This is a genomic window from Lapidilactobacillus bayanensis, assembly GCF_003946695.1.
Classification (GTDB): domain Bacteria; phylum Bacillota; class Bacilli; order Lactobacillales; family Lactobacillaceae; genus Lapidilactobacillus; species Lapidilactobacillus bayanensis.
Genome location: NZ_RHOX01000014.1, coordinates 42,360 through 64,803 on the forward strand (window position 1 = coordinate 42,360; position 22,444 = coordinate 64,803).

The following is a 22,444-nucleotide window of genomic DNA, read 5'->3' on the forward strand; positions in this document are numbered from 1 at the left end:
ACCGTTCAGGAATGTTCGAGAGCTATTCAAGAAATAATTAACACGAATAAAAATTATTGAAATATAATGAGTTTCACACTCGAAGTTGTAATAAATCAGGAATTGCTGTGAACATATTTTGATTTACAAACGTTTTAAAAATGAGGATTGCAATAGATAAACATTAAAACTGGCAAAAGTTGGTACTATGCAGGGGCGTTTGACCGTATAATGAATAGTAAAACAAACATCGTTCACTAACCAACTTTTTATAATAAAAGTAAGATAAGCTAGATCAAGCTCGATGCTTAACTACGCCATTCTGTTCGACTAAAATATTAGTCGAATAGAGCAGTATAGTTAAGTCATTCGAGCCGGAATTCTTGTACCATGATAAAACGAACCGGGTTAAAGTTTTTGTCCCAGTTCGTTTTACTCGAAAGGACGTCAATCATTTGCAACAAATTAAAAAATATCGTGCGACCTTATATTGCGCGTTACTACTTATTGTGACGTACATTTTCTTAAATAGTAATTACTCATTGATGGTGAATTCCGCTGAAGCCCTCGGAAATGTTGGCGATCGCGTGCTATCGGGTGAGTTCTATCGATTATTCACGGCCATTTGGTTGGAAAATGGGAGTTTATTGGCATTAATTTCTAACCTCATACTCCTTCTATTAAGTGGATTTTTGATCGAGCCCACATTAGGATCAAAGCGATTTACGTTTATCTTTCTCGTCACCGGTGTACTGGCATTTCTGTTAGCCGACGTAACCGTCAAAATTCTCGTAGACTATTTCTATACCTATTCCAGATTTGATATCATGTCATTCTCTCAACCACTTCTTGGTGCCTCTGGCGCAATAACCGGTATCCTTGGGAGTGGTATCATCTTGATTTCACCTAAAGAAATACCGCAAATGACACGTCGCAAACAGGGAATACTTGTGATTTTAAACTTTTTTATTCTGGTCTCTGTGATTATCATTCCCCTACTTACACAATTCAACATTAGCGATTTGACCCATATCTATGGTTTCATTAGCGGCGCAGCGATCGCATTCATTCTCTCTCGGCGAAATAATTTAGTGGTCAATACCATAAAACGCGAAACAGTCTAACTATTTAACGAGGTAGCCGGCATGCAAGCTATTAAAAAATTTTTTAAGCAATATTATGTCACGATAATTTATACATCAATTTGCTCAGTAACTTTTATTTTGTACTTTATTAATCCCAATTTACCAATTATTTCAATATTGGGGGACTCCATAGATACTTTGACTAGCCGTGAATATTATCGCCTATTCACCTCATCTTGGGTTCATTATTCGCCGGTATTACTTTCCGACCTTATCTTTCTATTCTTAGTTAGCTGTCTGATTGAGAAATATTGGGGGCATCTAACATTAGCCATTCTTTTCCCATTTTTCGGAACGTTTGGCGGATTACTTGGTGACATTGCTACTCGCATATTGGTTGCTAAGTCACTTAGCAACCTTGATTTCAATCAATTCGACTCTCAAGAATTAGTTGGAAAATATACCGGCTCATCAGTTGTAATTTTCGGATTACTTGCGGTGCTGTTACTTACAGTGCTATTCAAACCAACTATTCGTAAAAAATATTTGGCAAGACATCCGTTACAAATACTCTTGGTAGCGTTGATATCTTTATATCTGATTGCCTACCTACTAACACCCTTCCTACGGCCCAATCTCATGAATATAAGTGATATTGATCATACTATCGGCTTCTTTTTGGGTATCTTCACTTTTATAGTCTATGAATTGATTTTGCACGTAACTAAACAACTGAGCCATAGCTAAATCAAAAAACAGAAGACGATAAAAAGCGTTCACCCCAAAATTTACTCTGCGAAGTGCTTCATAATTGTTAGACAAACAGTCCAATGATTGTTAGGCATTTCAAAGTTTATCTTGAGTGAACGCTTTTTACTGACTGACGATTGAAATCTCGATTTTCGATAATTCTCAATTAAGTTAGGACCAATGCTAAACGATTTTAATCTATCCAGTTACGGCGGACAGCTTCCTTAAAGAATTAATTTCAGTTTACGATCTGAAAAAAACTAATTATCCATCCTCCTGTGACCGTTCAGGAACGTTTGATAGCTATTCAAGACATTGTTCACTTTTTCCTTCAAGCTTGAAGTACAATGACAATGTATTCATGAATACGATAAAATTCATAGGAGGCATAGAAATGTTTACTGGTTTAATGGGGATCTTATTAGCTGGTGCAGGCGCATGGGATTTGTTTTATACTCGGTCATTATTTAAACAATTGAAATCAGGGAAACTTAAAACAACCAATCAATTCATGGCTTATGCCGTTAACGTTAGTCTGATTGTTGGGATCGCCCTGATTATCGGATCAATACCTTGTTTAGTAGCAGGCGTTCAAGCAATTATGAATTAGTTTCGTAACTGTCGTAGTTGCAAATTACATCACGCAAAAGTAATTTATTTTAATCGAAAATGATTTCTGTTGATACCGTGGATTCCGAATCAGAAACACCCCTAAAAAAAATTCAGAATTCACGGCATCAACAGAAATCAAATGTACGACTTGATCACACTGCTTAAAAAATTGATTCCGTCGTTAAAAATTGTAAAATCGAGGAAAATGCTATGCCTATCAAGTATATTGTCTCGTTAGTACTCATTATTATTGGAATTATCCAAATTTATCTAACAGCCGGTTCATCAAGAAGGATTGTAAAACAAGGTAGTGCGTCCACCTCCCCATTTTCACTCATGAGTTTGGGAAGTAGTTTCATTATCGGAATTTTAATCGTTGCGGCTGGTATTAGCGCTGCCTTTGTCAATTTTTAATCGCCTTTTCAATTTTATTGTGGGACAAAGGCGAGTACAAATTATCGTCCAGGTACGTGGTAGTTACACAAAATAAATTTACGGATGACTTTGAATTTCAGAAATACAACAAACTAATTAATGACGTTTTAAAGTTGAAAGGATAGGTGAAAACATGAAGAAGCTTGCTGTCATCGTCTTTCTTGGTACTTTACCAATTACCCGTGGTGAAATGTTTATAATCCCAGGACGAGGAAAAAAGTTTACCAAGAAACTAAATACTCAGCTTGAGGAATTTAATATGGATTGGACGGTCAAAATTGATCCTGGAACTGGGAATATTGACGAAATTAAAAAAGAGCATCCCAGTGCGATAATTCTAATTAATGGTCTTCAAGATAGATTTTATGCTGACGATTTTCCTAAACAAAACATCTACCAAATGGGACCAACAGAATTAACTGAACAAGATACAAGCGGTGTCATTCGTTTTCTAAAAAAACTGGGGTAATTTTCCAATTTTACTACCACAATCCTAATTTGAAACGTTAATAGCACCTCATCTCCTGATCTTACAATAATTTTTGAAAGGAAAAAGCGTTCATGAAAAAACTTGCCATCATCGTCTTTTGGGGCTCTTTGCCAGTTACTGGCGGTGAATTATTTGTGTTCCCAGGACGGGGTAAAAGATTTACCAAAAAATTAAATATCCAACTTGCAGAATATAACATGGATTGGACAGTTCAGATTGATACCGCAATTGGGAATATTGACGATATTAAAAAAAGAACATCCCAGCGCGCTAATTCTAATTAATGGCCTTCAAGGTAGATTTTATTCCGATGATTTCCCTAAACAAAACATTTATCAAATGGGGCCGTTAGAATTAACTGGTGAAGATACTAGTGGCGTGATTCGTTTTCTCAAGAAATTAGGTTAATTTAGTATAGATCATCTTCATTTAAAACATTTCTGAAATATCGTCGTCTATTTCGTTGGCATTCTTTAAACATTTCAGAATACTCATCAAGCTAAAAAGTAGCAAAAAAGGTTGAAGCTAGAAAAAATTCTGGCCTCAACCTTTTTACATGATACGAACTGCTAAAGATCAATCAGGCAATTCAGTGCGATGGTCAGCCCCATTGTATGAGCACCACGTCCTTTATTTCGTGCTGCCCAAGCTTCGGGATTGGCTAAAGAATCAGCCGTGAATAGAATCTGGCCAAACTCTACCCCACGAAAACGAGCGATTGCGGCGAGTGCTGAACATTCCATCTCCACGACTTCAAATCCCTGCGCCAAGTATTGCGCTGTCAGCAAAGGTGTCTCACGAAAAAAAGCGTCGGTTGTCCAAGTTTTGACTGTTTCAGCTGCAACTGAATTTTTGCCTAGTGATGCCTGAATCGCTTCAACTATTTCTGGATCCAGCTGAATACTTGGAGCTGCTGGTAAGTAATGATAAGATGTCCCTTCATCACACAAAGCTTCAGTAACGATTAAGAAGGTGTTCTCTGGAATTTCCCGTAGAACACCACAAGAACCAACCGCAATAATCTGCTTGGCACCATAGGCGATTAGAAACTCCATAATTTGTGCCGCGGCCGGTGCACCCAGCACTGCAGGACAGACTCCCACGGTCTCACCATGCCAATTAACTTGGAAGACTTGAATCGCACCCGAAAACATTGGAAAGGTTGCCAGTTCTTCGACATTGTATTGCTGCTTAAATTCACGAATTACTTCTGGTGTTACGAAGGCAAGTAACATCTTGTCCGGGAAATGATAGCCTTCATTCCTAAAGGGATTGATAACCGCCTTAGACGAAGAATCATAATTAGTTATCGGAAGAAAATTCATAACTGCCTCCAAAAATTCTAAATCAAATTGCGATGTCACAAATGTTCAGCACTTTTACGACATCACTTAACTTAGTCGCTATTAGTTCAGCTTCACTGCCGTACCACTGCAAGTCACCATTAACATGCCATTATCTGAACCCAAGACTTCATAATCCATCTTTGTGCCCACGACTGCATCTGCGCCTAGCTGAGCGGCGCGATCACCCATTTCGGCAATGGCTTCTTCGCGCGCCTTCGTTAATTCCTCTTCGTAACCTTTGGAACGACCACCAAAGACATTGCGTAAACCAGCGCCCAAATCCTTGAAGACATTAATTCCGGTGATCACCTCACCGAAAACAATGCCCTTGTATTCAGCAACGGTGCGATCTTGTACTGCATTAGTCGTTGTAATAATCATGTTGTCACTCCCTATCTCAATTCATTTTCCTTCATTTTATCCTATCTCTCGTTCTATTGCGAGACAATTAACAAATCCTACTCCGATTTGTTAACTGCTTTAACAAGGAGTTGTTGAAAAAATCTTGGTGTTGTTTGTATCGTGGTTTGAAACGTGCTGCAAAAGTCTGACAACTCCGCTTAAGCCAGCAATGAATAAGTTCAAAAAACGAACTTTTTCATTGCTTTCTTAATGCTCATTGTCAACCCGACTTTCTCTGCACTCTCTATTGAAACGTGCTACGAACAATTGATGGCAAGTAATTTAAGTGAAAATCTTGCCGCATTAACATGCATCAATCTTTCCACTTAAATTAATGCCATCAATCCGTTGTTCGCCGCACTCTATTTGAAACGTGCTCAATGCAACTGGGTGTCGTGTATTTAAGCGTGAATCTTGCTGCGTTGGCACGCATCAATCTTCCCACTTAAATACAAACACCCAACCCGTTGCTTTGAGCACTCTGATTTATTAAATATTTTGCCAAAATTAGTTCGTAATTAAGCTTTTTGTTTTTAAAATCACTAGAATAGAGCTATTGATAGAAAAGTTGGTTGATTATCTTGAAGAAAAAATACTGGCTCTCTTTAGTCGTGCTACTCGTTGGCATCTGTGCCGTTTTATTCACTTATTTTAATACGAATTATCAAGCAACGATCGCCGTGATTACGCATGTCGAACAGCTTGATGATGTCAAAGTCAAAGATCAGTACGATGATACCGACCACGAAATTACCCAGCAACTAACCTTAAGAGTGCTCAATCATCAGCACCAAGGTAAAAACTATACCTTGAAAAATACTTACGAAAAGTCACAGCTTCAAGATCAAAAATATCATCAGTATCAACGGGTCTTCGTGCAAATTCGGCGCAATCAAGTGTCTATTAGCAATGTTAAACGTGATTGGGTCATCGTGTTAATTATTTTTACATTGGCACTGCTCATGATGATTTTGATTGGTAATAAAGCTTGGCTGGTCCTAGCTTCCTTAATTCTCAATTCTGTTATTTTTTACGCGGTAATTCGTTTTGACATCCAGAAGAACGGCGCGGGTACAATTACGATTTACAGTTTAGCTGCCATTATTTTTGCGACGGTTTCCTTTCTGCTCTATCAAGGAATTCATCAAAAAATGCTAGCGATGTTAACTAGCACGATTGTGGCACTGCTGCTTTCATTCGGCTTAAGTTATTTGATTATGCGGCTCACTAATGAAAAGGGCATTACTTACATGGCCGTTGAATACGCCACGCAAAGCCCCCGTTCACTCTTTATCGGGCAAACTTTATTAGGTGTCCTCGGCGCGGTAATGGATGAATCGACCGATATTGTTTCTAGTCTGAGTGAGATTATTTATCACAATCCTAGAATTACCGGCCAACAACTTTGGCAAAGTGGTCGCGCGATTGGACAGGAAATTATGGGACCATTAATCAATGTTCTCTTCTTAATTTTTATGGCCGATGCCTTGCCAATGACGATTCTTTATTTGCGCAATAATAATGCAATTGCCTATACTTTCGAATACACCTTATCTTTAGGCGTGTTGCAAAGTTTGATTTCAGCAATTGGCATTGTTTTAACTGTACCCACTGCGACACTTTGCGCGTATTATTTCCTCGTTAAAAGGGAGGCGAGCAAATGAGTACGATGCTGGCGTTATTGTTGACACTTTTAATTCTGATGATTTTAATCGGAGGCGCCGCTGGGATTAAAAGCTATTTGAGTATCATCATCAATTTTTGTTTGGTTTTCTTAGTCGCGTTATTAATTAGTTGGGGCGCCAATATTATCTTAACCGCCGCCTGTTTCGTTCCTTTGAAGCTATTAACGATTATTTATTTAGGCACACACGATACCAGAATTGCCGACAAATCTTTTCTTAGTTCGTTTAGTGTCACCGTGATTATTGTGTTACTGATTTTACTATTCAACTTTTTGGCACAGACGCCGGGAATTGGCGAACAAGCTGGCGAAGATTTAATCGGTCTCTCGGATGGTCCCGGCCTCGGTTTTGCCGCAATCGGTGTTATTGTCGCTGTCTTCAGTACACTGGGTGCGATTAGTGAGGCTGCTGTGGCGATGAGTGCCGGTTTAATTGAGTTGAAGCATCAGAATGAGGATCTTAGTGCACTTAAATTTTACCAAAGTGGTCTAAATATTGGCGAAGATATTTTAGGCACTGCCGTTAATACAATCCTCTTCGGTTTCTTTGGCAGCTTTCTTGCCCTCTTCATTTGGTACACTCGTTTGAATTACACCGTCAGCCAAATTCTTAACGATAAGTTATTTGCCCAAGAATTTCTGATCATGTGCTATTCAATTATTGGTGTTTTACTAGTCATTCCCTTAACTACTTTTGTCGTTGCGCACTCGAAAAAAATTTAGTGCAAAAAAAGGCTTGCCTACTAAGCAAACCCTCAACTGCATCACACCTCAATTCTAACCGGCCTAACCGGCGAATTGTTGTGTGCTATCTCATTAACGTTGCTACCTTGGTGTCTTCCTTAAGCAAAGTCGCCAGTTTAACAACCAATTCATTCTAGAATTAAGTTAACCACTAAGCCAAATTATTAACCAAGGTCGTTACACTCAGATAACGGCCTTTTAATGCTAACTGATTAATCTGACTGCTACAGTTCATTAATGGGTCATGACTGACTTTTGATTATAAGCCAGGTACTTCTTGCCGAAGTTCAGTACCATTTTTGTTACTTTTTTAGCGGCTGGGAACAAGAAAACTCCAACGGCACATAATACCAAGCTTAGGATTAAAATGCTCGTCGCAAATGCTTGAAGGCCTACACCAACACCACCCAAATATATTAATGGCGCTAAAATAAAGAGAACAGCAATTGCCCATAAAGCTAGTAACATGCCCAGAATAGCGATCCAAACACTAAGACCGATGATAACGTTAAAGGTAATCGCGCCGATTAATGATAGATAATTAATATGCTTCACTGCTTTACCATCCTTTGTGTCAGGCTGGTTTTGAACGACAAGCTGAGCTAAAGGGACATGATAAAGTTCGCTAAGTTTCTGTAGGACATTAATGTTGGGCATCGTCTTATTCTGCTCCCACCTTGAGACGGTCTGCCTCGTCACATATAATGTTTTGGCTACTTGTTCCTGAGTTATACCTGCAGATTCTCTGTGCTGTTTTAACGCGGATCCCAATGTCATATGCGTTCACTCCTAACAAATCTTAATGTACCAGCTACATCGGCATAACGAAAGCAACAAACATGTTACATCCTTGCCAGACCAACCTTTTCGCAGCAAAAAAGATATTTACTAACTATACTAAAACGCCGTTATGAACGTTCATCATCTGCTGATTAATTCATCCCAGTGACTAAATTCTAATGCTTACCGTCTTGATCTAAATAAAAATTCAATAGATTTTGACATAAGCGATGTGACAGCAAGCTCGATTCTGGGCTTACTGGATTAGGATGATCGGGATTCTCAACCGCCGCCACAAATGCGCGAATAAGTGGTGCAAACCCTCGCCGTTCCAAAGTCGGCGTCCAATCGGGAAAATTCGTCACTTGGGTTCCTGCTGCCGTCACAGTTTGCAGCTTAGTTAAATTACTGAGACGTTGTGTACAAGCTGGTTGTTGAACTTCTGTGATTTCTAAGTTTGCACCAGCCTGCATATTAATGCTCGCCGTCATGATTTTACGTTGACTTTGCACGGTTATAGCGCAATATTGCAGCATATTATTTGACTGACTGATTTGATACTGACAATTCAAATCTATGTTTGTTTGAAAATGGCCAACAAATAACGCCGTATCAACAGCATGAATCATTAAATCGAAAATCGCAAATTTAACTGGCTGTTCAGTGTTGTTGCGATTCTTCTCGACCTTCACAACCAATGGCTGTTGTTCAGTTTGCAACCTGGCTTCCAGAGGAGCAAAACGACGATTAAATCCCGCGGTTAACATTAAATTCTTATCATCGGCTAATTGATACAATGCCTTAACTGTATCGTAATCATCACTAACTGGTTTATCGACATAAACATGTACCCCAGCCTGCAAAAATAGTTGAACAAGCTCTGCATGAGTACTAGTCGGTGTATGAATGAATACCGCATCGATTTGCTGCGCTACCAATTCCGCCACTGTTGCCACCGCATTTTTAAACCCATATTTTTGTTTCAACGTCGCTAATTTCACCGGATTACGTGTACATAAGATCCACTCAACTTGATCTTGCATTTCTGCCATCACTGGTAAATAAGCCTTCTGAGCAATTCCGCCTAACCCAACAACACCAATTTTAATCATCATTGTCCCTCATTTCATAAAATAATTATGACAAACTCGACAAGAGAATACTAGTGCGAAGGCCAAACAAAAACCGTTTGAATTGATAATGCCAATTCAAACGGTTTTATTTTAATCAACTAATTAAGCTTGTTGATCATCAGTTGGTTTACTTGAATGTTTCGGTTCATCCTGATCACGATTTGACTTATCTTTCTTTTGATGATCATAGGTCAAATGAATTGATGCCGGCAAGATCACTGGCAATATGATCACCAAGATCACCAACCCGATAATGACACCTAAGGCAACTTGAATCAATGTCAAGACACCCGATGGCATTAAGGCGGCAAACGTACCACTTAGGATAACCGCTGCGGAAATAACAACCGCACCAATTACGCCTGAAGCTTCGACGATCCGTTTACTTGGATTAGGAATTTCCCCGTTTAATTCACGATACTTCATCATTAAGAAGATACTGTAATCAACACCTAAGGCGAAGATCATGATGAAAGTGAAGAATGGTGTGTTCCAAGTTAATTGTGAATGGCCGAGGAAGGTTGCACTAATCCAGCGCGTCAAGGACAACGAACTGAAGTATGAAAGCAACAACGTGCCAATGATGAATAACGGTTGTAACAATGAACGCGTTACAAACGTTAAGGCTAAACCAATACCAACCACCATAATTAACGCTGTCCGACTAAAGTCAGAGCTGGCAATCTTTTGTGTATCGGCTGTTGATGATGTTTGACCACCCATGGCAATCTTAGCATCGTTCAACGCTGTTCCCTTAATATTATTCTTGGATTGTGTTGTTAATTGACGAACTTTATCCATCGCTTTAGTTGAACTTGGGTTTTGATCAAGAACAATCGTTAACTTGGTAATCTTCTTATCTTCAGACATATAGTTCGTGATTGATTGCTTGAAGTCTTTGCCATGAATAGCACTCTTAGGAATATAGAATGATTCACCAGCAGCTGACTTCTTCAAACCACCAAGATAACTGTTTGCAGATTTAACACCACTATTAATTGTTGTTAACCCATCTGAAGCTTGACCAAGACCACTTTGTAATGTTGCCATTTGCTCAACGGTACTTTGTAAAGTCGTGTACATTGTCTTCTGACCATCACGAACTTGTGTTAAGCCATTCGTCAAAGTTGGTACTTGACCATTCAATTGACTAGTACCACTTGCTAATTGACTAGCGCCACTCTTCAAAGCACTAGAGTTGCCATTCAATTGGCCCGCACCAGATGCAAGTTGGTTCACACCGTTAACATATTGCGTCATACCAGATGATAATTGATTGAGTTGTGATAACATCTTAGAATTACCAATTGTTGATTGAATAGTACTTTCACTTGACGTATTAACACCGCTGCCGTTTACACCGCTATTCAATTGTGCGGCAACTGAAGCAGCCTTGCTTGAGGCAGATTGAAGCTGGGTTAATCCTTGCGTTAATTCAGTCATTGCAGAAGATAATTCATTCAATTTACCCGCTTGTTCAGTTAAACTATCAGCTTCGGTTAATAATGAATTAGCAGAATCGATCATTGATGAAACATTTTGTAATTGAGCCAGAATACTATTAATTTGATCATCACTTGGTAATTGTAGATTACCTAATCCACTAGTATCTATTCCATCTAATTGCTTTCCTAAAGCCTGAAGAGAAGTAACATTTACGCCTAGTTTATCAGTAGCCTCTTTGTTCTTCTCAACTAATGCTGCGATTGTTGCAGCAGCTTGTTGAGATTGCGCACTTGCTCCTGAATCATTTTGAATAACTTTAATACTTTGTTCAAGTGCAGCATTGGTCTGAACGCCAGTTTGATATGCAGCACCATCATTTTTAGCAACGGTTGTCAACTGATTCTTCATTGAGTCCATTGATTTAGCAACCGTCATTAATTGCTCAAGGGTTGATCTATTATTCTTGATTGTATTCAACAATGAAACCATTTGTGGCAATTCGTCTTTAATATCGCTCAGTGCACTTAATTCTTGTTTCATGTTATTTGTCTTCGACTTCAAACCAGAAATCTTACTCGACATCTCAGACAATTGGGCCAGATCTTTTTGTTTGCTGGCTAATGATGAATTGATCTTCGTCACACCATCATTAATACCAGTGTTATAAGCGTCCAAGCCGGCAATTGCTAATGGCAATTGTGAACTTTGACTAACTAATTGATTAATGCCACTTGTGATCTTGCTTGAATTACCGGATAACTGTGTCGCACCACTATTCAATTGTGAAACACCATCAGTGTAAGCACCAATTCCAGTGTTCAAACTATTAGCACCTGATGCTAATTGACTAGTCCCACTTTGTAATGCTTGGCTACCAGAAACTAATTGATTTGTTCCGTTAACTAATTTTTGAACGTCATTCAAACCGCCGGCCATATCACTGTCAGCTAATTTTTGTTCAGCCTCGGTTAAACCGGAATTAATTGTTTTAATACCCTTACCAGCAGCGGTCATCCCATCAGTAACGGTACCCATTTGATCCTTAACGTAGAGCTTACTGATCTTACTACCACCTGGTTGAGTAACAGAAGCAACAGTCTTAACACCGTCAACGCCCTGTAATGCCTGCGTTAATTGATCGATCGCTTTTAAGTCTGCTTCGTTGTCCAACTTATGATCGCTACGAATATATAACGTGGTTGGTTCAGCCGTACCTTCAGAGAAGTGCTTCTCAACCACTTCAAAACCACGCTTAGCAGCAACATCGTCGCCTAATTCTTGTAAGTTATCATAGTTCAAATTATTTTTGTAAGTTAAAACAAATGGTAACGTTGCTAATAAAGCAACACCTAAGGCAATCAATGGATGCAAGACACTGCGTGAAGCCAAGCCGTGCCACATTTTACTTGATGAATGACCATCAAAGTTCTTAGAAGGCCAGAACATCTTTTTGCCTAATAAATTCATGAAAAATGGATTCAAGGTTAGTAAGACTGCCAAAAGAACGACAACACCAATGGCTACGCCCACGGTCGACCTATAGATCGAGAATTTGGCTAAGCCTAAAACAGAGAAGCCAATCAAAATTGATGAGCCCGAATAAAGAATTGTCTTGCCAGCCTTGTGTTGAGCAGCTCGAGTTGCTTCCCAATTGCTCATTCCCTTGCTCAGTTCTTCTTTGAATTGATCATACAACAGGATGTTGTAGTCAGTCCCGATACCGAATAAGACAACAACCATAAAGACTTGTGTGAAGTTTGAGAAGGGGAAACTAGCCTTATCAACTAAATTCGTCACAATACTTAATGACGTAATCAGTGACACACCAACAGTCAACAACGAAATAACCGGTACGATTGGTGATTTAAAGACCAAAATCAAGACGATGAAAATAAAGATAGCCGCAATAACTTCAGTCTTTTGAAGTCCTCGTTGCGTCTTTAAATCGAATTCGTTGTTTAAAATATCTGCACCGGTGACATAAGTTTTAACACCCGGTGTTTTCACAGCTTTAATTAATTCATTATTCATCTTAGTAACGGAACCATTATCGTGGTCTTTATCAACTAAGAATTGAACCAATTGAGTTGACTTATCTTTTGAAATTAATTGTTTCTTCGTTTCAGCATTATCAGTCGCGGCTGTAATAGATTTAATACCGTACTTTTTCTTATTATGCCGAATATCTTTGAGCGTCTGCTTAATTCGCTCTTTTTGCGTTGCGGTTAATTTATCATTACCATTGTTAAAGATTGCGACAACTTGGCGCGTATTTCCTTGACCACGGCCCCAATCATCTTGGTCAATTTCAGCCAGTTTACTTTGCACATTGTCTGGTAACGCAGTTTGACCTTTATCGTGAACTAACTGCGTAATGTTTGGTAACATCACAACAGCAACGACAACAGCGAGCAACCAAGCGACTAAGGCGCCGTAATGATTCTTGAAAAATTTTTGCATGATTTACTTCTCCCTTAATCCCAAAAATAATTAAATAAATGCATCAGTGGTAATCTCTAAAATCTTACGAAAACTTGCTGTGTTATGGGGCACATCGTAAGTATCGAAAAAGCCCATTGACTCGACTAGTGTGAAACCTAAGACCTGACTAATGAACGCCTGCAAAAAAGCAATCCGATCAACTTTAATGTCTTTCTCACTATCCATAATTTTGCTAATGATTCCCAAAACTCGTTCAGTTGCCTGCACAAAGTCTGAATGCTTCGGATAATTCTGAATCGTTTGAATGGTACTAACTAAATTCCCTTGTGAGAGGAAGAACTTGCGTGCGATTTCGCCATATTTCAACAAGGCTTCTTTACCAGAAAGACCAATTAAACCCGTCGCTAATTCATCATATAAACCATCCATCAAACAAGTGCCTAAATATTCCAACAATGAATCCAAATTGCGAAAATAATTATAAACAGACTGCGATTTAATATCTAACTTCTTAGCCAAACTACCAAATGTTAAAGCCGACAAACCAGATTCTTTAACGATTTCAACAGCAGCATGTGCAACTTTGTCCTTGTCTAATATACGGCGTTTCGTCATATCAATGCCCTCCCCTTTTAATTTACAAAAAATAATACTATACCTACTCAAAGTAGATGTCAATCTACAAACTGTAGATTGTTGAAAATAATTTGTCTTCTTTTGAAAATCATCTGTTTCATCATGAAAATAATCATTGAACGCCAGCTTTTATTACAACAACTTTTTCACATCATCATTAGCAGGCGTATAATAAAGCTAAAATCATTTAAAGGAGTCTCACTGTGATCATGAACGATACTATTAATTGTCAACTCAATCATCGCACTATTCGCGTTTTTAAAGACCAACTCTTATCAGCAGAAATTGTCACAACTTTAGTGAACGTGGCTCGGCACACGGCTACGTCACACTTCTTGCAAGCTTTCAGCATCATTAGTGTCACCGATCCAAATTTAAAAGCCGCTATTCGCAATATTTCTAAGCAAGCTTATGTCGGCACAAACGGTCACTTATTTATTTTCATCGCGGATCAATACCGTGATGCCATAATCGGACAAGAAATGGGTCATCCTGAAAATATTCTCGGAGACGCGGATCGAATGATTGCTGGCTTCTCCGATGCAATCCTGGCCGTCCAAAATACTGTCAATGCTGCCGAAAGTATGGGCTTAGGTGCCGTCATTCTTGGCAGCATCCTCAATGATGCACAACAATTAATCGACCTACTACACTTGCCTAAACTAACTTTTCCAGTACTCGGACTAGAAATCGGTTATCCAGCGCAACAACCCCAATTGAAACCACGTCTACCAGAACAATTCGTTCATTTTGAAAACAGCTATCAATTACCGACGCCCATCGTGTCTCAACTAAGTCACTACGACAAAGTTGTTCATGACTATTACGATATGCGCGAAACCAATCAGCGCGTCGATACCTTTACCAATCAAATCTATAAAAGTTTAACGGATGTTCCTGAAAAGCGGAATCAATTATTGCACACACTGCATCAACAAGGATTTCTCGTAGCTGATCAGAATTAAAACTTAGCATTATTATCTCGTGCTTCTTCGTGCTTGCGGGAAATATGCGATGGAGTGGATATAAATCGATCAAAAAATGATTAGCTACGAATTCTAGCTACGAATTCTATTGAGATTCTAGGATCCAAAACTGTTAGGTTGAGCTTTTTCGCGCCTACGGGAAATACGCTGGTGGAACGCTGCGAGCTTGGTTTGAGCCAAATGCCAAGACCTAAAACTGTTATATTGCGTTTCTTCGTGCCTACGGTAAATACGCTGGTGGAACGCTGCGAGCATTGGTTTGAGCCGAATAAATTCGTCTCAAACTCAAGCTTTCTTGTAAGTGGTAGACCACTAACAAGAATTCCGCGGCTGACCGCGATTTCCCTCCGGCACTGACAAAAGAGCGTTAGTGCAGCTAAACTGCGAATTTGTACTTCTCAAAATTAGAAGCGATCCAATCACTTACTAATTCAGCGCTTACGCAAAGGTTGCCATCTTGTTAAATTAGTGGCGGCGAAAGAATACCGCTCAGTAGTGACATTATTGTTGCAACTTTAGTTGTTACAATAAGGCTTGTCTTGGAGACAATTTTGCAAAAATTGGCTTCAAGCAATGCCCACTACGTTCCAGCGCTAAGTATTCTTTCGCCGCCACGACAACGCGCACGTTTGCTACTCAACCTTTGCGCAAGCGCGAAGAACGACAACAAAACAGTTTTAGTTTTCACCATATTTTATCGACACGACAACAAACAAAAACGGAACCGGGATTTTCATCCAAGTTCCGTTTTTACTTGCTTAAATTCGCTTATCTAAAAATTGTTGTCCACTCTTCACCCTCACCGAGGTAAAGCACCTCTGATAACGCCGGGTCGTTGAAAACATGCAGGAAATCTGCCAATGCACCAGCTAATTTCTGGTGCTTCAACTCCACTTTGGGTAGCCAAAAGATCTTGCCTTCACGGCCGCTTTTAATTTCACCGGTGAAATTCGTCGTTCGATAAAAATAAATTACCCGCCGAAATGGCTGATGATCCGCAGTCTCATCAGCATATTGGCACATACCAGCTAACTTTAAGTCGGCTACGCGCAAACCGGTTTCTTCAAAAGTTTCGCGAATAGTTGAATCAACAAATGATTCATTGGCTTCCACATGCCCGCCCGGAAACGTGATTCCCGGCCAATCTTGCTTCACTCGATTTTCAACTAAAACTTGATCACCATTTTCAATCATAATCATATTTAGAAACATTGCTAGTTCAGGTTGATGCATTGCCAACACCTCACATTTTCGTTGCTTTTATTTTAACATTTAACGAAATTTTCATAAAGATGCTGCGGTAATTATCCGAGTTATGACTTGTAAAAATCGGCGCATTCGCCTATGATTAAGTTGAGTTGAAAACGCTGTCAAAGGAGTAATAATATGAATATTGGAATAATTGGTGCAACTGGCCACGTTGGGACCTTTTTAACGAATGAAGCCTTAAAACGCGGCCACGAAGTAACTGGTATTGTTCGCAATGTGCCAGAAGAAACGCAAGATCATTTAAACTTTTTGCAAAAAGACATTTTCAATTTAACAACAGATGACATTAAAGACTTTGATGTTTTAATTTGCTCATACAACGCCCCAGAAGGTGAAGAGGAAGAGCATGTTTCCGCAATGAAACATCTAGTCGATATTCTACAAGGTACAGATGTCCGCTTGTTAGTTGTTGGTGGTGCTGGTAGTCTGTATGTTGATTCGAAATTAACGACGCACCTATTTGACACTGATGAATTCCCAGACGAATTCAAACCAACTTCAATTAATATGAGTGCTGGTCTGGATTACTTGAAGAATTCCGAAGGTGTCCGTTGGACGTACCTCAGCCCTTCCAAAGACTTCTTACTTAACGGTGCACGCACTGGCAAGTATAAAGTTGGTCAAGAGCAATTATTGCTTAGCAAATACGGTAAAAGTGAAATCAGCATGGCCGATTACGCGATTGCCATGCTAGACGAAATCGAGGAACCAGAACATCAGCAACAACGTTACACCGTTTGCTCAATGTAAGTTAACAGTAACTAAAGAAAGGCCAGAACAATTAATTGTTCTGGCCTTTTTGCATGAAATTTCTTTGGTGTTTAATTTGAACAGATACTCTCCGTGCCTACGGGAAATACGCTGGTGGAACGCTGCGAGCATTGGTTTGAGCCGAATCAAAACCAATTCGTCTCAAACTCAAGCTTTCTTGTAAGTGGTAAACCACTAACAAGAATTCCGCGGCTGACCGCGATTTCCCTCCGGCACTGACAAAAAAGCGTTAGTGCCGTCTTAACTGCAAATTTATACTTCTTAAAATTAGAAGTGATTCAACCACTCATCCATTCAGCGCTTGCGCAAAGGTTGCCATCTTGCTTGCTTAGTGAGGGAAAATAAATACCGCTCAGTGGTGAGATTGTTGTTGCAGCTTTAGCTGTTACAACAAGACCTGTCTTGGAGACAATTTTGAAAAAAATTGGCTTCAAGCAGTGTCCACCACGTTCCAGCGACACGTATTTATTTTCCCTCACGGTACCCGCCATGTTTCATCCGCAACCTTTGCGCAAGCGCGAAGAACCGCAATCTAACAGTTTGAGTATCTAGCACGTAAAATTAACAGCGACGAAGAGTCGCACCAAAACCATTTCAGTACTACTCAACCAAACCCAATCGTTCAAAGATTTCATTGACGCGTTGCAAATGCCAATGATAATCAAAGGCATCATCCAAATCAGCGCCAGTTAATTTTGTCATCACCTTAGGATCTTCAGCCAATAATGTTTTAAAATCAGCACCGCGATCCCAAGCCGCTGCAGTTTTAGGTTGGACCAAGTCGTAAGCTTCTTCACGACTAAAGCCCTTTTCAACTAACTTCAACAAAACTCGCTGGCTGTAAATCAAACCATGAGTTAAGTTCATGTTTCTCAGCATTCGTTCTGGAAAAACATCAAGGTTCGTTAAAATGCGGTTAAAACGTGTTAATTGATAATCTAACAACGTTGTGGCATCAGGCAAAATGATTCGTTCGGCTGAACTATGAGAAATATCACGTTCATGCCACAAGCCGACATCTTCAAGGGCTGGCGTTTGATAACCGCGCAATACACGGGCAATCCCTGTGAGATTCTCTGAACCAATCGGATTGCGTTTATGCGGCATTGCTGAAGATCCCTTTTGACCGGCCGCGAAGTGTTCCTCCACTTCATGAACTTCCGTCCGTTGTAAATGACGGATTTCCAGAGCAAAGCGTTCAATTGATGTCGCGATTAAAGCAATCGTACTAATATATTCGGCATGTAAATCGCGAGGTAGTACTTGCGTTGAAATATCTTGAGCGCGAATACCTAATTCTCGACAGACGTAAGCCTCGATTGATGTCGGAACATTAGCAAAAGTTCCAACAGCACCACTAATTTTGCCAGCTTCCACACCGCGAGCGGCATGATCAAAACGTTCAATGTTGCGCTTCAACTCTGCATACCAAGTTGCTAGAACTAACCCAAATGTTGTTGGCTCTGCGTGAACACCATGAGTGCGACCAATCATGACCGTATCCTTAAATTCAAGTGCGCGCTGCTTGATTGTAGCTAATAGGTCATCTAAATCAGTACGTAGAACATCATCTGCTTGCTTCAAGCGATAACCTTGAGCCGTATCAACGACGTCTGTTGAAGTCAGTCCAAAGTGGACCCATTTGCGTTCTTCGCCAAGTGACTCCGAAACAGCTCGAGTAAAAGCGACCACATCATGTTTGGTAACTTGCTCTAATTCCTGAACCCGTTCTGTGGTAAAGTTTGCATTTTCAGTAATTTTTTGCGCATCAGCAGTGGGAATCTCACCAATTTTTGACCATGCTTGGCATGCTAAGATCTCAACTTCTAACCAAGACTGATATTGATTTTGTAAACCCCAAATATGTTGCATTTCTGGACGAGAATAACGTTCAAGCATCAGATCAGCTCCTTACCACAATTCAGTTCCACCTAATAACTCTAATAAACTTTGATAATCACTGGCGACAACCACTGCTTCACCAAGCGTTGGTTGATGACGGCCAGAGGTTTGTAATTGCGGCCAAAACGTGAAGTGCCAATTAACTCGACGTTGAATCTCTGCAAAGACTTGTGGTTCAACACTCGTTGCCAAGGCAATCAAGGCGCCTTCTTGACGCAAATATAAATCAGGAACAGGCCAATCACAAATTGCCCGCAATTGAATTTCGTACTGCGAAAAACCTGTTACCGAACCATAAATATCTGCTGCCTCGTTCGTCCCTGGATAAATACCTTTAACAAACAACAAGCCGGCTTGTGTTTCAAAGAAGGTAACACTCATTAAACCTTGATAATGAATATTTTGAGCAATTTCATTCGCTACTCGTTGAATTTCTGTCATTAATTCAGGGTCGTTCTTTTGATGAGCCAAGGCACTATGGAAATCTCCGTTATGATAAACTGTTTCCAAAATTGGGAAAGTTTGAATCTTTTGATTCTGATCCTTACCCACCATAATGGCATATTCTTTGGTACCAGCAACCCATGACTCTAAAATATAACTACCATCAGGCAAGCCATTCTCAAAATGATTCAAATCTTCTGGCTTTTCCAATAAATAATAAGCTTGATTGGTTAAACCTTTCTGAATCGGCTTCAAAACTGAAGGATAACCAATTGAATCGATCACGCTGCGAATATCATCTAAAGAAACAACCATCGCGTATGGTGGAATAATAATATTGTGATCTTCCAAAAAAGCTTTTTCTAGATAGCGATCTTGGGTGATCGCCAATAATTCAGTTCCTTGAGGTATTTTATCAGCAATCTGGGCTTCATTGATGGCATTAACGCTGACTTCTTCATTGGTATAAATGACCGTTTTACTGGCAGCTGCTAATTGCTGTAACAAATCAACATCATTACAAGAGCCCACTAAAACACGGTCAGCAGCGCGCGCCGCTAAATCATGCGGATTGGCTAATAACATATTAACTAAAAATCCTAATTTATGTGCAGCATTGGCTAACTGCCAACCACTTTGACCGCCGCCGATAATGCCAATGTACGAGCGTGGATAAACAAAACTCATTTAATAACCCTCTAATCTTTTAATTGTTACATGACGATTCATTATTTAGTTGTGCTTTTGATCTCTTTCTCACCAAAGTTTATTTTAACAAATAGTAAGTTTAAAAGCACTGCAATTAAGCTAGCAACGACAATTCCGTTTTGTAAAAACAACTTAACTTGATCAGGTAACGCATTAAAAATCTCTGGCTTAACTGTAACACCAAGACCAGCACTAATCGATGTCGCCACGATTAAAAGATTTTTATCCTCGGAAAAATTAACTGATTGCAACATCCGCATACCTTGAACAGCAACCATGCCAAACATAACTAACATTGCGCCACCTAGAACTGGCGTGGGAATAATTGTCGCTAAGGCACCGGCTTTAGGTAACAGACCTAACAAAACTAAAAAGCCAGCCGCAAAATAAATTGGTTTGCGCGTTTTAATACCGGACATTTGAACTAGGCCAACATTTTGTGAGAAGGCCGTATAAGGAAACGTATTGAAGAGACCGCCTAAAATAATAGCTAGTCCTTCTGCACGATAGCCTTTCTTTAAATCCGTCTCACCAATTGGTCGATCCACAATATCACCTAACGCGAAATAGACACCAGTTGATTCAACCATCGAAACTAAGGAAATAATAATCATCGTAACAATTGGTGCCGCCTCAAATTTCGGCGTACCGAAGTAAAATGGTTGAGGAAAATGAAACCAACTTGCTTCCATAACTGGTTTTAAAGAAACCATCCCCATGAAACCTGCGACAATTGTGCCAACCACTAAACCAATTAAAACGGCAATTGAGCGTAAGAAACCATGCGCCCAGCCATTAATTGCCAAAATAACAGCAATCGTTAAACAACCAACTAATAAGTAACGTGGATCACCAAAATCTTTAGCACCGTCACCACCACCTAAATTACCGATAGCAACGGGCACTAACGTCAACCCAATAACAGTAATCAATGAACCAGTGACAACGGGTGGAAATAATTTTTTGATTTTGGCGAACCAACCTGAAATTAAAATGACGACTAAACCAGCGACCATAATCGAACCATACATGGCGCCAATACTATAATTCTTGCCAATCATCTTCAGCGGCTCAATCGCTTGGACGGCACAGCCAAGCACAACTGGCAAGCCAATGCCCATGAAACGATTACTACGCAACTGTAAAAAGGTTGCCAGTCCACACATGAAAATATCAATTGAAACTAAGTAAGTTAATTCTTTGGCAGAAAAGCCCAATGCACCACCAATTAATAATGGCACTAGGACTGAGCCAGAATACATAGCTAATAAATGCTGCAAACCTAACACAGCAGCCTTGGGGTTTGAAATCTGCGACTTTTCTTGCGTGACCCTATCTCCTTTTAATCTTGATCCTCATCAACGAAAACAACTTGACCGTCTTCAAAAGCCTTAATGCGCGCTAATGATTGCACCTCAACACCGTGCTCGTCTAACAATTGCCGCCCTTTTTGGAAGGTCTTTTCAATCACAATACCAACACCTTCAAGCGTTGCACCAGCAGCGTCTATGATTTCCATTAAGCCCTGAACAGCCTGACCGTTGGCTAAAAAGTCGTCAATAATCAACACGTGGTCATCATGATTCAAGAATTTTTTAGAAATAGAAATCTCATTGCTTACTTTTTTAGTAAATGAATAAACGGTTGCTGTATATAAGTGATCTTTTAAAGTTAATGATTTATGTTTGCGCGCAAAAACAACTGGCACTTGGAAACTTAGTCCCGCCATTACCGCTGGTGCAATTCCGGAAGACTCAACTGTTAAGATTTTAGTGATCTTCTTGTCCGTAAATAACCGGTGAAACTCCTCGCCCATGTTATACATTAACTGAGGATCAATCTGATGGTTCAAAAAGCTATCTACTTTCAAAACATCTTCGCCTAAAACTTGTCCGTCAATTTTAATTCTTTGCTCTAGCTCGCGCATGATCAGCCTCCACAATTTTTTGTTTATCTTAACATAACATAGCACCAACAGCATGACAACGCCATTCATAACGATAAATTAAATCAGATTAATATTTTGAAATCGTTCTTCTTCGTATTTGCGGGAATATTAATAACAAATTCTAAAACTGTTATGTTAGCGGTTCTCCGTGCCTACGGAAAATACGCTGGTGGAACCCTGTGGGCTTGGTTTGAGCCGATTGAAAACTAATTCGTCTCAAATACAAACCTCGTAAGTACTCAGCCCTAAAACTGTGATGTTGAGTTTCTCCGTGCCTGCGGGAAATGCGCTGGTGGAACGCTGTGGGCTCGACTTTAAGCCAAATAAATTTGTCTTAAAGCTCGGCCTTGTCGTAAATGCTAAAGCATTAACGACAATTTCAGTGCGCCCGGCATGGGCATCAACTAGACGGTGAAAGTCCGTTGCGGGCCGTAGTAGTCGGAACCGTTAGT

Annotated in this window: 22 protein-coding genes; 10 read left to right on the plus strand and 12 right to left on the minus strand. The window is 39.8% G+C overall.

Translation table 11 applies throughout. The annotated features are described in order from the left end of the window. The first annotated feature begins 434 nt into the window (after positions 1-434). From EKM65_RS06730 to EKM65_RS06755, 6 genes are all read left to right on the plus strand, one after another. Positions 435-1,103, plus strand: coding sequence for a rhomboid family intramembrane serine protease (locus EKM65_RS06730; protein ID WP_125606926.1), 669 nt, complete (start codon positions 435-437; stop codon positions 1,101-1,103). Between the two features lie 21 nt (positions 1,104-1,124). Then, positions 1,125-1,811, plus strand: a complete 687-nt coding sequence (locus tag EKM65_RS06735) for a rhomboid family intramembrane serine protease (protein WP_125606927.1) — start codon at positions 1,125-1,127, stop codon at positions 1,809-1,811. A 397-nt stretch (positions 1,812-2,208) separates the two neighbouring features. Further along, positions 2,209-2,424 (plus strand): hypothetical protein, encoded by a 216-nt coding sequence (locus tag EKM65_RS06740; RefSeq protein WP_125606929.1) that lies wholly within the window; start codon positions 2,209-2,211, stop codon positions 2,422-2,424. 212 nt (positions 2,425-2,636) lie between these two features. Further along, the gene (locus EKM65_RS06745; RefSeq protein WP_125606931.1) at positions 2,637-2,840 is read left to right on the plus strand and encodes a hypothetical protein; all 204 of its coding nucleotides are present in this window, start codon (positions 2,637-2,639) and stop codon (positions 2,838-2,840) included. Between the two features lie 154 nt (positions 2,841-2,994). Then, a complete protein-coding gene (locus EKM65_RS06750) occupies positions 2,995-3,330 on the plus strand; it encodes a hypothetical protein (protein WP_125606933.1) in 336 nt (111 codons plus the stop codon). A 92-nt stretch (positions 3,331-3,422) separates the two neighbouring features. Further along, positions 3,423-3,635 carry a hypothetical protein gene (locus EKM65_RS06755; RefSeq protein ID WP_125606935.1) on the plus strand — a complete coding sequence of 71 codons (213 nt, stop codon included), beginning with the start codon at positions 3,423-3,425 and terminating at the stop codon, positions 3,633-3,635. A 285-nt stretch (positions 3,636-3,920) separates the two neighbouring features. On the opposite strand, the gene EKM65_RS06760 is transcribed toward EKM65_RS06755, so the two are convergent. Both EKM65_RS06760 and EKM65_RS06765 read right to left on the minus strand, forming a co-directional pair. Further along, positions 3,921-4,676 carry a nucleoside phosphorylase gene (locus tag EKM65_RS06760; RefSeq protein ID WP_125606937.1) on the minus strand — a complete coding sequence of 252 codons (756 nt, stop codon included), beginning with the start codon at positions 4,674-4,676 and terminating at the stop codon, positions 3,921-3,923. 81 nt (positions 4,677-4,757) lie between these two features. Next, positions 4,758-5,078, minus strand: coding sequence for a putative heavy metal-binding protein (locus EKM65_RS06765; RefSeq protein WP_125606939.1), 321 nt, complete (start codon positions 5,076-5,078; stop codon positions 4,758-4,760). A 602-nt stretch (positions 5,079-5,680) separates the two neighbouring features. On the opposite strand from EKM65_RS06765, the gene EKM65_RS06770 reads away from it, so the two are divergent. Next, a complete protein-coding gene (locus EKM65_RS06770; RefSeq protein ID WP_125606941.1) occupies positions 5,681-6,763 on the plus strand; it encodes a YibE/F family protein in 1,083 nt (360 codons plus the stop codon). After that, positions 6,760-7,506: a YibE/F family protein gene (locus EKM65_RS06775; RefSeq protein WP_125606943.1), complete on the plus strand. Its 747-nt coding sequence runs from the start codon at positions 6,760-6,762 to the stop codon at positions 7,504-7,506. The genes EKM65_RS06770 and EKM65_RS06775 overlap by 4 nt, the downstream gene beginning before the upstream one ends. Before the next feature lie 255 nt (positions 7,507-7,761). On the opposite strand, the gene EKM65_RS06780 is transcribed toward EKM65_RS06775, so the two are convergent. The 4 genes from EKM65_RS06780 to EKM65_RS06795 form a co-directional block, all read right to left on the minus strand. Further along, on the minus strand, positions 7,762-8,304 hold the full coding sequence (locus tag EKM65_RS06780; RefSeq protein WP_125606944.1) for a helix-turn-helix domain-containing protein: 543 nt from the start codon (positions 8,302-8,304) through the stop codon (positions 7,762-7,764). 179 nt (positions 8,305-8,483) lie between these two features. Next, entirely contained in the window at positions 8,484-9,422 is a 939-nt protein-coding gene (locus tag EKM65_RS06785; RefSeq protein WP_225420425.1) for a Gfo/Idh/MocA family protein, read from the minus strand. A 120-nt stretch (positions 9,423-9,542) separates the two neighbouring features. Continuing rightward, positions 9,543-13,346: an MMPL family transporter gene (locus tag EKM65_RS06790; RefSeq protein WP_125606946.1), complete on the minus strand. Its 3,804-nt coding sequence runs from the start codon at positions 13,344-13,346 to the stop codon at positions 9,543-9,545. 30 nt (positions 13,347-13,376) lie between these two features. After that, a complete protein-coding gene (locus tag EKM65_RS06795; protein ID WP_125606948.1) occupies positions 13,377-13,943 on the minus strand; it encodes a TetR/AcrR family transcriptional regulator in 567 nt (188 codons plus the stop codon). Between the two features lie 230 nt (positions 13,944-14,173). Between EKM65_RS06795 and EKM65_RS06800 the strand changes: the two genes are divergently transcribed. Then, positions 14,174-14,929 (plus strand): NADPH-dependent oxidoreductase, encoded by a 756-nt coding sequence (locus EKM65_RS06800; RefSeq protein WP_125606950.1) that lies wholly within the window; start codon positions 14,174-14,176, stop codon positions 14,927-14,929. Positions 14,930-15,718: 789 nt separating this feature from the next. Here EKM65_RS06800 and EKM65_RS06805 read toward each other — a convergent pair. Next, positions 15,719-16,183, minus strand: coding sequence for an 8-oxo-dGTP diphosphatase (locus EKM65_RS06805; RefSeq protein WP_125606952.1), 465 nt, complete (start codon positions 16,181-16,183; stop codon positions 15,719-15,721). 153 nt (positions 16,184-16,336) lie between these two features. On the opposite strand from EKM65_RS06805, the gene EKM65_RS06810 reads away from it, so the two are divergent. Continuing rightward, on the plus strand, positions 16,337-16,969 hold the full coding sequence (locus tag EKM65_RS06810; RefSeq protein WP_125606954.1) for an NAD(P)-dependent oxidoreductase: 633 nt from the start codon (positions 16,337-16,339) through the stop codon (positions 16,967-16,969). Positions 16,970-17,268: 299 nt separating this feature from the next. On the opposite strand, the gene EKM65_RS11255 is transcribed toward EKM65_RS06810, so the two are convergent. The 5 genes from EKM65_RS11255 to EKM65_RS06830 form a co-directional block, all read right to left on the minus strand. Continuing rightward, positions 17,269-17,424: a hypothetical protein gene (locus EKM65_RS11255; RefSeq protein ID WP_164506855.1), complete on the minus strand. Its 156-nt coding sequence runs from the start codon at positions 17,422-17,424 to the stop codon at positions 17,269-17,271. Between the two features lie 166 nt (positions 17,425-17,590). Further along, positions 17,591-18,889: an adenylosuccinate lyase gene (gene purB / locus EKM65_RS06815; protein ID WP_125606955.1), complete on the minus strand. Its 1,299-nt coding sequence runs from the start codon at positions 18,887-18,889 to the stop codon at positions 17,591-17,593. Between the two features lie 12 nt (positions 18,890-18,901). Beyond that, a complete protein-coding gene (locus tag EKM65_RS06820) occupies positions 18,902-20,023 on the minus strand; it encodes an ATP-grasp domain-containing protein (protein WP_125606957.1) in 1,122 nt (373 codons plus the stop codon). A gap of 41 nt (positions 20,024-20,064) precedes the next feature. Next, complete coding sequence (locus EKM65_RS06825) at positions 20,065-21,354, minus strand: nucleobase:cation symporter-2 family protein (RefSeq protein ID WP_225420426.1); 1,290 nt, start codon at positions 21,352-21,354, stop codon at positions 20,065-20,067. A gap of 32 nt (positions 21,355-21,386) precedes the next feature. Next, the gene (locus tag EKM65_RS06830; protein ID WP_125606959.1) at positions 21,387-21,971 is read right to left on the minus strand and encodes a xanthine phosphoribosyltransferase; all 585 of its coding nucleotides are present in this window, start codon (positions 21,969-21,971) and stop codon (positions 21,387-21,389) included. Positions 21,972-22,444 lie beyond the last annotated feature (473 nt).